General features: G+C 49.3%; 12 protein-coding genes and 1 pseudogene. 12 read left to right on the top strand and 1 reads right to left on the bottom strand.

All coding sequences use genetic code 11. The features are described from left to right. From PPL9_RS34030 to PPL9_RS00515, 10 genes and pseudogenes are all read left to right on the top strand, one after another. A pseudogene (locus PPL9_RS34030) lies at nt 1-241 on the top strand (C4-dicarboxylate ABC transporter); the annotation flags it as partial. Nucleotides 242-362: 121 nt separating this feature from the next. Further along, nucleotides 363-995, top strand: coding sequence for a TRAP transporter small permease (locus PPL9_RS00555; RefSeq protein WP_057460842.1), 633 nt, complete (start codon nt 363-365; stop codon nt 993-995). Nucleotides 996-1000: 5 nt separating this feature from the next. Then, nucleotides 1001-2401: a TRAP transporter large permease subunit gene (locus PPL9_RS00550; RefSeq protein ID WP_057460816.1), complete on the top strand. Its 1401-nt coding sequence runs from the start codon at nt 1001-1003 to the stop codon at nt 2399-2401. Nucleotides 2402-2553: 152 nt separating this feature from the next. Continuing rightward, complete coding sequence (locus tag PPL9_RS00545) at nt 2554-3567, top strand: DctP family TRAP transporter solute-binding subunit (protein ID WP_057460815.1); 1014 nt, start codon at nt 2554-2556, stop codon at nt 3565-3567. Between the two features lie 82 nt (nt 3568-3649). Continuing rightward, on the top strand, nt 3650-4834 hold the full coding sequence (locus tag PPL9_RS00540; RefSeq protein WP_057460814.1) for a citrate synthase family protein: 1185 nt from the start codon (nt 3650-3652) through the stop codon (nt 4832-4834). Between the two features lie 346 nt (nt 4835-5180). Next, nucleotides 5181-6113, top strand: coding sequence for a LysR substrate-binding domain-containing protein (locus PPL9_RS00535; protein ID WP_057460813.1), 933 nt, complete (start codon nt 5181-5183; stop codon nt 6111-6113). A gap of 330 nt (nt 6114-6443) precedes the next feature. After that, nucleotides 6444-8090, top strand: a complete 1647-nt coding sequence (locus tag PPL9_RS00530) for a U32 family peptidase C-terminal domain-containing protein (RefSeq protein ID WP_057460812.1) — start codon at nt 6444-6446, stop codon at nt 8088-8090. A 348-nt stretch (nt 8091-8438) separates the two neighbouring features. Next, a complete protein-coding gene (locus tag PPL9_RS00525; protein WP_057460811.1) occupies nt 8439-9818 on the top strand; it encodes a methyl-accepting chemotaxis protein in 1380 nt (459 codons plus the stop codon). A 476-nt stretch (nt 9819-10294) separates the two neighbouring features. After that, nucleotides 10295-10843, top strand: coding sequence for a hypothetical protein (locus PPL9_RS00520; protein WP_152986550.1), 549 nt, complete (start codon nt 10295-10297; stop codon nt 10841-10843). A gap of 1 nt (nt 10844) precedes the next feature. Continuing rightward, complete coding sequence (locus PPL9_RS00515; RefSeq protein ID WP_057460809.1) at nt 10845-11285, top strand: hypothetical protein; 441 nt, start codon at nt 10845-10847, stop codon at nt 11283-11285. 123 nt (nt 11286-11408) lie between these two features. Here PPL9_RS00515 and PPL9_RS00510 read toward each other — a convergent pair whose 3' ends face one another. Further along, nucleotides 11409-12491: a MaoC family dehydratase gene (locus tag PPL9_RS00510; RefSeq protein ID WP_057460808.1), complete on the bottom strand. Its 1083-nt coding sequence runs from the start codon at nt 12489-12491 to the stop codon at nt 11409-11411. A 532-nt stretch (nt 12492-13023) separates the two neighbouring features. Between PPL9_RS00510 and PPL9_RS00505 the strand changes: the two genes are divergently transcribed. Continuing rightward, on the top strand, nt 13024-13215 hold the full coding sequence (locus tag PPL9_RS00505) for a hypothetical protein (RefSeq protein WP_057460807.1): 192 nt from the start codon (nt 13024-13026) through the stop codon (nt 13213-13215). Nucleotides 13216-13324: 109 nt separating this feature from the next. Further along, entirely contained in the window at nt 13325-13729 is a 405-nt protein-coding gene (locus PPL9_RS00500; protein ID WP_057460806.1) for a RidA family protein, read from the top strand. Nucleotides 13730-13741: the final 12 nt, after the last annotated feature.

Here is a 13741-nt window from a genome sequence, read left to right as displayed (position 1 = left end):
TCCAGAAGTTCGCGACCAGTTCATCACTATCTTCACTGAAGTGACCAACGATGCGAACGCTCGCTCTTCCGCTATCAACGAAGCGAACAAGCAGAAGATCATTGAATCTGGTGTAGAAGTTCGCAGTTTGACACCTGAGCAGCGTCAGCAGTGGGTTGACGTGATGAAGCCTGTATGGGGCAAGTTTGCTGATGACATCGGTCAGGATGTGATCGACGCTGCTGTCGCAGCAAACAACTAATCTAATACATCTTGATAGGTCTGTCCGGCTATTGGTCGGGCAGACCCTGAAAAACCACAATGGTTTCTTTTTCGGTGCCGCAACACACTGAGAAATGAGAGTGCTGTTGGGGGAGGGCGCTTTGTCTCGACTAAATAAAATAATAGATGCTTTCGAAGAAGGCTTTATCGCCACCATCCTTGCGGTGATGACGCTGGTCACCTTCTGGCAGGTCGTCATGCGGTACGGCTTTAACTCGGGTTGGGGTGGCGCGCTACAGTTCACCCGCGTGCTGTTTGCATGGCTTATTCTCTTCGGCATGAGCTACGGCCTGAAAATTGGCTCGCACCTTGGCGTTGATGCTTTCATCCGCCTGTTTCCGAAACCGGTCTTCCGCACCTTCGGGCTGATTGGTGCGCTGGTGACGTTGCTGTATGCGGCGCTGCTGTTTGATGCAGACTGGTTTGGCTGGTTGCTTGGGCTTGATAATCGCGGGTCTTCCGGCGGTGCGTTTGATTACGTTGCCAAGTACTACAAGCTTCCAATCGGCATGGAAGATCTGAAGTTTCCTGAGTGGTATCAGGAGATGTTTGGCGTGAAAGAGCGTGTTCCACGGTGGTGGGGTTATGTCATTTTGCCGATTGGCCTTGGCCTTCTTGCATTCCGATCATTGCAAATGTGTTGGCTCATTTTGACGGGGCAACGCGACACGATGATTGCCGCGCACGAAGCTGAAGAGCTCGTTGAAGAAAATAAAGACGTGCTGAAGGACTAAGCCCAATGGAAACCGCTGTTCTCTTTTTGCTGCTCTTTGGGCTGCTTCTTATCGGGGCACCAATCGCGATTGCGCTTGGCTTGTCTTCCGTTCTTTACATCGCATTGTTTTCTCATGACTCCATGAGCTCTGTGACCATTCAGATGTTCAATGCGTCGCAGAACTTTACACTGCTCGCGATCCCGTTCTTCATTCTGGCTTCCAGCTTCATGTCCACTGGTGGCGTTGCCCGCCGTATCGTAAACTTTGCTGTGGCAACTGTTGGCTGGGTGCGTGGTGGTCTGGCTATGGCTGGCGTGCTGGCCTGTATGATCTTTGCTGCGCTTTCCGGTTCGTCTCCAGCGACTGTGGTTGCGATTGGTACCATCGCGATTGCTGCGATGCGTCAGGCTGGTTACTCCAAGGAATTTGCTGCAGGCATCATCGCCAATGCTGGTACGCTGGGTATTTTGATCCCGCCTTCCATCGTGATGGTTGTTTATGCGGCGGCAACCAACGTTTCTGTTGGTCGCATGTTCCTGGCAGGCGTTATTCCGGGCATTGTGGCTGGCTTGATGTTGATGGTGACAATCTACATTATCGCACGCAAGAAAAACCTGCCAGCTCAGCCTTTCCCAAGTATTCGGGTGCTGTGGTCTACGTTTGCTGAAGCTGCGTTTGGTATGTTCCTGATTGTGATCATCCTTGGCGGTATTTACGCAGGTGTGTTTACACCAACAGAAGCTGCGGCTGTGGCAGCTGTGTATGCGTGTCTGATTGCTCTGTTCATCTATCGTGATATGGGGCCGCTGAAGGACAAGAAATGGCGTAAGTCTGGTGAAGGACTGCTTGAGGCAATTGTCCGTAACATTGGATTGAGTGTTCTTTACTTCTTCCCTGCCTTCTTCCACCGGGACACGCGCAAAGTGCTGGTTGAGAGTAGTAAGACCACGATTATGTTGATGTTCATCATCGTGAATGCGCTGCTCTTTGCTCACACACTCACTGCCGAGCGCATCCCGCAGGTCATTACCGACTGGATGTTAGGTGCGGGTTTCAACTGGTTCACCTTCCTGATTGCCGTCAATATTATACTGCTGATTGGTGGTCAGTTCATGGAACCATCCGGTCTGCTGTTGATTGTGGCACCTGTGGTGTTCCCGATTGCTGTGGAGCTGGGTGTTGATCCAATTCACCTGGGTATCATCATGGTGGTGAACATGGAGATCGGCATGATCACACCGCCTATCGGGCTCAATCTGTTTGTGACCTCGGGCATAACGGGTATGAGTCTGGTGCAGGTGGTGCGTGCCGCTGCACCGTTTGTGATGGTTCTGCTGGTGTTCCTGGTATTGGTCACGTACTTGCCATGGCTCTCCACGGCGCTGCCAACCTATATGATGGGGCCAGAGGTTATCGTCAGGTAGCTGGAACCAAGATATGTTTTGAAAGGCCGGGGCATTTGCTCCGGCTTTTTTGTTGCTGCTTATTCGAAGCAAATGCTGAGCAATAGCTTAGGCGGATTTTGGGGGGAAACTGCGATAATAGGCAGGTCCCATAATGTTGCCGTGAGGAGCTGATGAGGAGAGCGATCACCGCTGTAATTCTTGCTCTGGGCGTTGCTTTCGCCACACATGCGTTCGCCCAGATTGACTGTAAGCCTGGCGAAGTTGTTATCAAGTTCAGCCATGTTGTGCCGCCGAGAGGCCATCCTAAGGGTGACTTTGCGCGGATGCTGGCGGAGCGGGTGAACACCGAGATGAACGGTGTGGCCTGCATGCAGGTGTTTCCCTTTTCCCAGCTTTATGACGATGAGAAGGTGATGGAAGCCCTGATACTGGGTGATGTGCAGCTGGCGGCGCCCTCTCTTTCAAAACTGGAAGTTTACACCAACAAGTTCCGACTCTTTGATCTGCCTTTCCTGTTTGAGGATATGGATGCAGTACAGCGTTTTACTGCTAGCGAGAAGGGGCAGGAACTGCTTGATGTCATGTCTGAATTCGGGGTTGATGGACTTGGGTATCTCTATGATGGATTAAAGCACTTTTCTGCCGATAAGCCGTTGCTCGTACCTTCTGACGGGGCAGGGCTGAAGTTTCGGGTGCAGAACTCTGATGTGGCTGTTGCGATGATTGAGGCGATGGGAGCGAGTGCGCAGAAGTTGGCGTTTAAAGAGGTCTATGGGGCTTTGCAGTTGGGGGTTGTTGATGGTCAGGAAAACAGCTGGTCCAACATTTTCACCTCGCGGTTCTTTGAGGTTCAGGACGGGATTACTGAGACCAACCATCAATTGCTGGCTTATGTTGTGTTTGCACCCACGGAGTGGTTGGAAAGCTTGAAGCCTGATGTGCGGGAGCAGTTTCTGACGATCTTCCAAGAAACGCTGGCCAAGGCCAATGCGCAAGCTGCGCAGACGAGCGACGAGAATCGGCAACGGATTGTCGATGCCGGTTATACTGTGCGTGAGTTGACGCCAGAACAGCGCCAGCAATGGGCGGATGTGATGCGACCTGTTTGGGGTGAGTTTGAAGATGAGATCGGCAAGGATCTGATTGCTGCTGCTGAAGCCTCAAATGCGACCAAGGGCAACTGACGGTCTTCTGATTGGACATCTATAGTATTGCGTGTGCCAGCCTTATTCGTATGATCAACGTTGATCATGTAATAGGTGTGCCATGTCTGAAGTTATTTATCTTTCCGCTAAAGAAGCTGCCAATGAGTTGGGGGTGCGGCCGGCCACGCTGTATGCCTATGTGAGCCGTGGGTTGGTCCGCTCGGTTCAAGGGCCGGGGAGGACGCGGCTCTATGATGCTTCAGATATCCGCTTTCTGCGAAGTCGTCGGGCTGGAGAAGGCTCTGAGGAACGGGATGGGCAATCCCGGAGTGCTGCTGCAAAGGGCGTGCTTGAGACCAAGCTGACGCTTTTGACAGATGAGGGGCATTACTACCGCGGTCAGTCTGCACTGGAACTTGCAAAGGCTGGTACGCTTGAAAGTGTCGCCACGCTGCTGTGGGATTGTGAGAATGATCCGTTTGCTCAGCCTGCGCCTCATGCCGTTGAGGTGATGAGCGGGCACCAGAGGCCCGCTGAGCGGGCGATTGTGGCGCTCTGTTCCTGGCCGGAACAAGACAGTGCGGCCTACACGCTGTCTCAGGAGCTGCTCAAGCGAAAAGGGGCGTGCCTCATTCGCCTTGCAGCCAGTGCGCTACTGATGCAAGCGCCGAGCACTGACCCGATGCACCGGCAGATTGCGCAAGCCTGGGGCGTGAAGAATGAAAAGGCCGTCGATCTGATCCGTGCGACGCTTGTTCTGTGTGCTGACCATGAGCTTAATACCAGCGCATATGCGGTGAGATGTGCGGCTTCGACTCGGGCTCCGCTGCATGCTGTTCTTGTTTCCGGGCTCGGAGCGTTTATGGGCCCCAGACATGGAACAAACGCAGAGCGCGTGCTGAGTTGGCTGAAGCATATTCATGTAGCTGACGATATAGAGAACGTGTTGCAAGAGCGATGTATGAACGGCGAATATCTGCCGGGACTTGGGCATTCCGTATACGGCGGGCCTGATCCAAGGGGCGAATTTCTATTAGGCAAACTCATGCAAAGTGAGCTGGATCACCCGCTTGTTGCACTGATTCCACCATTACTGGAAAGATCTCGGGAGCTTTTCGGAAAGCACATGAATGTGGATTTTCCACTAGCACTTTTGGAGCAGATTTTGGGCTTACCAAAAAATTCTGCCGGAATTTTGTTTTGTATTTCAAGAATTAGCGGCTGGATCGCTCAGGCGCTCGAACAATATCAAATGCAAGAACAAATACGTCCGCGTGCTGCATATGTTGGTATTCGTCCGACCTGAAGCAGGCGTCAGTTGAATAGTTAATTTTTTTGATCTTTAACCTAGGCGTGTATCCCGACCCTATTCTATGATCTCCTAGCGTAAAATTGATATTGTTATGTTCTTTCTCTGTAATGAATTATATATCGATTATTTATACTGAATATCAAAAAGTATTACGTAGATTATCAATAATTGAGTAGTTTGTGTGTGGTGTTATCTATTGTGGAAATGTGCTCTTTTACATAACTTTTGACGTGACCTAGTTGATTTGAGGGTGTTCAAATTGGGGAGGCGCTATGTTACGTCTACATCATTAATCGGAATATTGGTTGTATCTCTCACTCTATCAAGAATAAGGCATTTCATGAATCGTTTGCCCCCTTTGAATGCTTTGGTCGCGTTTCGTGCAGTTATGGAAACTGGGAGTTTGGTTTCGGCGGCCCAAAAGCTAGCAATTACCGCTAGTGCGGTCAGTCACCGGCTCAAAGCGCTGGAGGATCACCTGGGACTGGAGCTGTTTGAGCGCCGTTCCAGAGCGGTTTTCCCGACTGCAGCGGCCTATCGATATGCCTCGGAGATTGCCGAGGCATTTGACAGAATCTCAACTGCGACGCGCACTATCGAAGCTGTCGGGAACAGGGATACTTTGAGTATCCATTGTTCTTCAAGCTTCGCTAGCAATTGGTTGTTGCGCCGTCTTCGTTCGTTTACTGCGCATAACTCAGAGATCACGGTGACTGTTTGCAGCAGTGGCTCTGATCAGAATATTGAAGGCGGGCTGTATGACCTTGTCTTCACACGTCAGTCCAATACTCCAGAAGAGTTTCAGGAAATCTCCTTAGGGCGCGAGAAGTTTCGCCCGCTGATTTCACCTGAACTGCTGGATAATCTTGGCTACCCTAAGAAGCCGAATGAGCTGCTGAAACTGCCGATTATTCGCAGTGAAGGTGCCACGGTTTCCTGGGAGACATGGCTGTCTGAAGCTGGTGTTCCAAACCCGATCGTCAATGAGATGATGGTGTTTGAGAATGCAGCGCTTTCTCTTGACGCTGCCGAAAAGGGGTTCGGCATTGTTCTTGAGTCCAATCTTTTAAGTGCCGAAGCTGAGACCGCCGGACGTCTTGTACCGATCTTCCCTGAATATCAGCGGGATGGTCGTGAACATAAGCTGATGTGGCGTGAGAAGCGTGGAGCTGAGCCAAAAATTCGCAGCTTCCGTGATTGGTTTGAAAATCAGTTACGCTACGATTTTGTAGATGAAGAAACTTATGAACCAGTGGCTGCACTCGTCGATTAAACGAGCCTTGCTGTTTGTAACTGACGGCGGGGGCAATTAACCGTCAGCTTACATGAGTGTTCTTATGATTTGGGTGGGTACTTCGGTATCCGCCCATTTCTTTGTAAGCATAGTTATTCGGATTTGTTGGAGTGGTGCGTTGCTGGCGATGGAATTGCTGGAGCCCATCAAACTGGGTGAGACAAAATTGTTCTGTTCATCCTTGATGAAATCCCTTAGAAGCACCCCTGAATACGCGCCCTTTTGCTGTTTCCCAAAGACACTGCCGAGGCGCTGGTCAATAGCTCGACAACAGAGCTTTAGAAAACACCAGAGAATTTGGTCGCCACTATGAGAACTTCAGAACTCCTGATGCCTGCGGGCAACCTTCAGAAGCTAAAGATTGCTGTGCTTTATGGAGCAGATGCGATCTACCTTGGTACGCCAGATATGTCCTTGCGTACGAAGGCAGAGTTTACGCTTGAGCAGGTTGTTGAGGGGATTGAATTTGCGCATAAGCATGGCAAGCGTGTTTATCTGACACTGAACCTGTTTTCACATAACAAGGACGTTCCAAAGCTGAAGGAATATGCCGAGACTATTCGCGATATCAATCCGGATGGTTTGATCATCGCTGATCCGGGTGTGTTCCAGTTTATGCGCAAAGAGCTGCCCAACGTGCCGCTGCATATTTCCACGCAGGCGAACGTTTGCTCCTGGCTTTCCGTTGATTTCTGGAAAGAGCAAGGTGCGGATCTGGTTGTGTTGGCCCGTGAAGTGTCTTTTCCGGAGCTTTCTGAAATTCGTGAGAAGTGCCCGGACATTCGTCTGGAAGCATTTGTTCATGGCGCGATGTGCATGACCTACTCCGGTCGCTGTCTGCTTTCCAACTTTATGGCAGAGCGTGGTGCGAACCAGGGGAACTGCGCAAACTCCTGTCGTTGGAACTACAAAGTGCGCATGCGCATGAAAGACGGCACGATCAATGAGCTTGAACTGAACGAAGACAACATGGACATGTTTGAGTTCTTGCTGGAAGAGGGATGCCGCCCGGGTGAGTTGATGCCAATTCTGGAAGATGGTCGTGGTTCTTATATTCTGAACTCCAAAGACCTGTGCCTGATGCCGAAGCTGAATGACTTCCTGCGCATCGGTGTGGATTCACTGAAGATCGAAGGCCGTGGTAAGTCTATGTACTACGTGGCGGTTGTTGCACGCGCTTACCGCATGGCGATTGATGATTACTATCGTGATCCTGAGAACTGGAACCCACAAAAGTACATGGATGAGATGTACAGTGTTGCCAACCGTGGCTACACAACTGCGTTCCATGAAGGTCGTTTGAACAACTACGCCCACAATTATGAAGATACACACTCTATTGGTGAGTGGGAGTTTGCCGGCATTGTTGAGAAGGTGACTGACGAAGCGTTCTACATGAAAGTGAAGAACAAAATTGTTGCCGGGGAAGTGCTGGAGTTTCTGCAGCCTCTGTCCGACGACAGTGTCTTGCTGCGTATCTATGAGTTTGAAAACGCAAAGTCTGGTGAGATTACAGAGGAAGTGCATGCTGGCAAGCAGCCGCTAGTGCGAATCCCGTTCTCGCTGTTCGACAAAGACGATGCAGCTGACTTTAAGGATCGCTTCCCGGTGAACACTGTGGTGCGTAAAGAACGTCCGTTGACACCTGAGCAATGGAGCCGACTGAAGCTGGACCGGACTGCAGAGCGTATTGAAGCGCGTGGTGAGGCGACGAATGCGCAGCAGAACAAGTATGAGAGCCAGCGCGACCGACTGATTGATGCGATTGCTGAAGGCAGTCAGGATCGTAAGCCGAAGTCTCCTCGTCTTGGTTTGGAAGGCTGCTGTGGGCGAGGCTGTAACGGTTGCATGATCTTCTGGGAAGATCCGAAGTTTGAAAAAGCTCGCGAGATCCTGAAGACCAAAAAGCAGGGTGTAATGCTGGCGCGAAATGCGTTGAAGCACGAAGTGAGCTGATAGCTTAGTTAGATTGATGCATTCAAAGCCCCGGTCCGAAAGGTCGGGGCTTTTATTTTGTCTGACCCTTATGAAAACCCATTGAATCTCAAAGCTAAAACCATGCTTATTAGGCCAGTAAGCTATTATTAGTAATAATTTATGTATGTTTTAAGCATGGGTCTTTCAAGCTCATGAGTTTGACGTTGGGACAGTTGCACTTGTTGTCTTGAATGACCTGTTGTGGGGTACGTAAATACGCTGATCTTACTTGCTCAGTCTCTCGTGACTTGGCTGGGTTGTGGTGGTGAGAGATTGGCGGCTAGGGAATTATCTGCACTGAATGTGCAGTTTGGAAGGTAATTCAAGATGAACTGGTCCGGAATGTTGAAGAGCGCACCTAAAGCTCAGGGATCACATCAGGCAGATGTGGGCGGCATCAATCGTGAAGGAATTGATGCACTTCTGTTGGCTTTGATGGAAGATCGTCCACTTCCCGAGGTGGAAGGTGTTTCAGCAGATCTTTATGAGCGATTTGAAGCGCTGAAGCAGAAGCTTGATGATCAGGACGAGCGTACCCTTGGTCAAACGGTAGAGTACTCCCTGCAAGCCAGTGAATCGATGGCCGCGATCTCCCAAATCACATGGCATATCCGCAAAACGGATGAAGGCGCGCAGACAATTGCGACCGGTGTTGAAGAGCTGAACGTTTCGTTTTCTGAGATCGCCTCCAGCGCTCAGGGAGCTGCGGATGCGGTGGAATCTGCAAATGAAGCCATGCAGCAGGGAGAAACAGCAACTCGAGAATCCGCAGATGCCAGCCAGCATATTGGCCAGTTCTTTGAGAGTATGACTGCTGCTGCAAATGAGTTGACCGCTGCCGCTGTTCAGATTGGCACCTTTGTTGGTACGATCGAGGGACTGGCCAAGCAAACAAATCTGCTGGCACTGAACGCGACGATTGAAGCCGCGCGTGCTGGTGAGGCAGGCAAGGGCTTTGCTGTCGTGGCTTCCGAGGTGAAGGATCTATCCGGTCAAACACAGCAGGCAACCGATGATATTCGTTGCCGGATTGAGACCTTGCAGGCTCATGTGAACGATGTGAACTCAGCTGTGAGCGATGCACAGTCTCTGGTTGGCAAGAGTATTGATAATTCACAGAATGCCGAGAGTTTGATTTCCGAAGTGATGCGCGATGTAGGAGTTGCGAGTACGCAGATGCGTGAAATTGCACGCCAGCTGACGCAGCAGGAAGAGGCAACCAGCGAAATCAATCGCGGTGTCCATGCAATTGCAGGACATGCACGCGATGTGAATGAGCGGATTGAACATGTGATCCAAACGGTTGCTCAATCTGAATCCATCGTGGAGGAGCAGTTTACTGAGTTTGATAAGCGCGGCGTACCGAACTTTATCCTGCATCGCGCGAAGGCTGATCACATCATCTGGAAGAAGCACCTTGCTGAAATGTCAGTTGGCCTCAGTCATTTGCAGGTGAGTGAGCTATCGGATCATCATCAGTGCCGTCTTGGTAAGTGGTATGACAAAGTGGATGATGCTCGTGTTCGCGATAGTCTGGCGTTTAAGAAACTGTTGCCTGTTCATGCTGAAGTTCACGAACAAGGCAAGGAATGCGCACGCTTTCTGGGAATAGCAGATCATGCAGGCGCAGATGCTGCTTACAAACGCATGGAAGATGCTTCTGCTGAGGTACTGCGCTATCTGGACGAGTTGTTGACCAAGTGGTGATTGGCGCCGGTCAAGCCAGAAACGAGTGCGATTGCGTAATGTGACTGCCTTCGTTGCTGAGTTGAGCTAACTGACATAATGAAAATCACTGTGGTGTCAGACAAATGCTACAGTGATTTCTATTTGTGTTTGCTTCGATGAACTCAGGATCAAAAAAAATAACTTAAAACACCACTCGTGTTCAGGGAAGAATGTGATCGCATTTTAAGATGCTGATTTTTAATATTATTTTTTCTCAAAAGTGAATGTTCGGCAATATGTGTTATGCTTCAATTTAAATACACTCTGTGTATTGATCGTCAGTGAAATCGTGTTTCTTATCTCGTCTGCAGCAATTGCTGAATGAATGAATTCTGAATTCTATTTTTGGACGTGGAAATGCTACGTCATATTCAGCTAATCTCTTTTAGTAGATACTAAACTAACGAGGTGTGTATCTCAATCTAGCGAAGTTTCGTGCTGATTTGGGGTCACACATGAAATCAGGATTTCATATATTAACTGGCTGTACTTTACTGCTGACAGGCGCTTGCGCGCAAATGCCTGATGATGTTTTGCAAGTGACAGAGCAGCACAAAGTCATGAAAGTGGCTCAGTCCAGAACCATCGCCACACCAAAGAAAAAAGAAGTGCTTCTGGCTGGGGCCGCGGCTCTTCAGGATATGGGCTTTTCCATTGACAAAACAGATCCAGAGTTAGGGCTTGTTGTTGGCTCGAAGCAACGTGATGCGACAGAAGGTGAGCAAGTTGCTTTAGCCGTTGTTGGTGCTGCATTGACGACATTACTTGCTGGACCGATAGCAGGGGCAAACAGTTTTAAGTATGATGATGAGCAGTTTGTACGCGCCTCTATCACCGCTGGCAGTGAAGAAAATGCGACTGACCTGCGGATCAGTGTCCAGCGTATTGTGTTGGACCAAAGGGGTGAAGTTTCCAAAGCAGAAACAATTAAAGATGAGAAACTTTACAGCCAGTTTTACGAGACACTAGGCGCATCCATCCCTTGGGATGTCACAGGAGGTTAATATGATGCTAGATCGATCTAAAGCCCTTGTGAGTGTTGCTGTTCTGGTTTTGACATTTGGTGTTACTGGCTGCCAAACGTCTTCAAAAGACAACGTGTTTGACATTGCAGTCGAAGAACAGAGCGGACTGCGACAGGTTCAGTCCAGAACTTTCAAGACGAAAGATAAAGAGAATACGATCCAATCGGTTATGACAACTATGCAGGACATGGGGTTTGTTATTGGCAATGCCGATAAGGAACTAGGGACTGTAAGTGGGATGAAATTGGATGGATACCAGTTGCGAATGACGGTGAGTGTCGTTCCGAGGATGGATGGTGAGATGTTGGTGCGCGCGAACGCATCCTACAATAATGAACCGGTAGATTCAGAGGCTGCTTATACTGATTACTTTAAAGTTCTAGAACAAGAGCTGAAGCTTCCTGCTCAGGAACTGGGATAGTAGGAAGCGTCAGAAAAGCCCGGGCAGGTGATGCGCCGGGCTTTCTTTTTGTGTTGTTTTATTTTTGTCGTTTGGCCGTATCCGCTATTGAGAGGTTTTGGCTTCTCAGGGATACGGTGAAGATCAAACCGGAATGACGACCCAGTAATCCAGATCAAGGATCACGCCGTCTTGGTATTTCCCGTCTTCATTCTTGTATGGGAAATCTCCGCAAATAAGATCTTTTGTTGCAACGAGGCGCAGGCGTAGTGCTGCGATATCGCTTCTTCCTTCAATCCGTTTTTTATCCAGAACCTCAGACCATGCGTAAACGGTGTCACCCGCGAAGAGCGGTGCAACATGTCGTCCTGCATTGATGCCTGTGATATGGAAAGCATTGCCTAGTCCGTTGAAAGACAAAGCACGTGCAAGCGAGATGACATGGCCGCCGTAGATCAGGCGTTTGCCAAAGCGGCTGTTTTTCTCGCTATAATGATTGAAGTGGACTTTCGCTGTGTTCTGGTAAAGACGTGTTGCGAGCTGGTGTTCAGCTTCTTCCACGGTCATACCATCGACGTGGTCGATCTTTTCACCCACTTCGTAGTCATCGAAGCGGAATGGTGAACCGGACAGGTCAAAGTCCCAATTATCGATTGAAAGCTCTGGAACGGCTTGTCCCAGGCAGTCATCAGAAATTCCGTCTGGCAGATCCGGCAGGGTGGTTTCTGGTGCAGACGCATTTTCATCGCGCTTTTTCACCATGACCCAGCGGGTGTATTCCAGGACTTTTTCAGGGTTCTCTGGCTCTTTGTGGCGATAGCCAGTAGAGCGCACGTAAACAACACCGGTTTTGCCGTTTGAATTTTCTTTCAGCCCGATGACTTCTGACGTGGCGGAGACTGTATCTCCGGCATAGACAGGCATCAGGAAACGGCAGTCGGAATACCCCAGATTTGCGACGGCGTTCAGTGAGATATCTCCCACTGTTTTACCGAAGACCACGTGGAAGACTAGCAGGTCGTCCAACGGGTAATACGGGTATCCAATGTTTTCTGCAAAAGCAGTTCCCGACTGTACCGCAAATCGAGATCCGTATAATGCAGTATAAAGAGCTGTATCTCCTTCGTTTATTGTCTTTGGTGTTCCATGTCTTATGACCTGGCCCACGTGAAAATCTTCAAAAAAGTTACCGCAAGACGTTTTTGTCTTAACCGCAGTTAACGTCATGTATGTAGTCCCCCAACAACAACACGGCAGGCATTGAATAAGAAGTATTTTTAGTTATCAAGCAACACCTTAGAAAGTTGACACTTTGCATAGTATGTGTCGCTTTTGATCTTTTTTCTTATGCCTTTATATTTTCCCTAGTTGTCCAATTGACTTGTTTAATTAAACAAATTCAATAGGTTGACGGATGAGGTGGTGATTTCCGCAATCCGTGCCCCAGACGATCGACAAAAATACTCAAGAGAAACAAGCAAGCTTTCTGTCCGTTTGAGACCCTTTATATCTCAGAATCAGTAGGAATGAGCAAATTAAATGTAGATTATGATTAGGTAATTATGTCTTGTTTTTAGCTAAACCTACATCCTGACGTTGAAATTGTAGGATTGTGCAAGCGAATCAGTAAAAATGTTAGCAAATCTCGACTGATTCACTTTGAGTGAGTGTGCTGAGTTGTTCACTGTTTGGCCCCCTAAAACCGTGGGTTTTTCTTCAAGATCAAAGCGTTACTATGGGTGGTAGGAGGTTTTCGCCCATGGTGAGCTTTTTCTGGCGGATTGTAGGTGTCGTTTTGCTGGCTTGGGTCGCGTGGGATCTCTATGCGGGATACACGCTTCTTTATGATGTCATCTACAGAACTGAAGACCCGCTGATGTACTGGATTGGCATCGCTTTATGGACCGCACTTGGGCTGAGCTGCTTTTTCTCATCAAGTCGTCAGGAATAAGGCGCCAATTTCTCAATTGATCTGAGCTGTCCCGGTTGTATCCTACAAACAATAAATGCTGTTGGTGGTTCTGCCACAGCGTGTTGAGTTGTAGTCGAGGGAGGTTGTTATGTCGGAGAGCACCCTAATTTCTTCAGGATCACCCTTTGAAAAGACCGCTGGATATTCTCGCGCAGTTGTAGATGGCGACTTAGTCCATGTTTCTGGCACAACCGGATATGATTATTCGACGATGAAAATGCCAGAGGATGTGGGTGCACAGGCCGTTAATGCGTTGGAAACAATCAAAAGTGCGCTTGGCGAAGCAGGATGTTCGCTTAAGGATGTGGTTCGTGCGCGTTATTATGTGACTGACCGGAGTAACGTTGAGGCAGTTTTTGCCGTACTTGGTGAGTATTTTGGTGAAATCCGGCCTGCGGCAACCATGGTTATTTGGTGCGCCGTGGAAAGGCGCGTTTTCCTAGCGGGTGCGAAACCCGCTCAATACTTGTCGCTTCGGTTGATAGCAGCCTGAGCGGATCATGGA

Source organism: Pseudovibrio sp. POLY-S9 (assembly GCF_001431305.1).
GTDB lineage: Bacteria > Pseudomonadota > Alphaproteobacteria > Rhizobiales > Stappiaceae > Pseudovibrio.
Note: the sequence above shows the minus strand (reverse complement) of the source record. Positions and strands in the feature narration are given on the sequence as shown.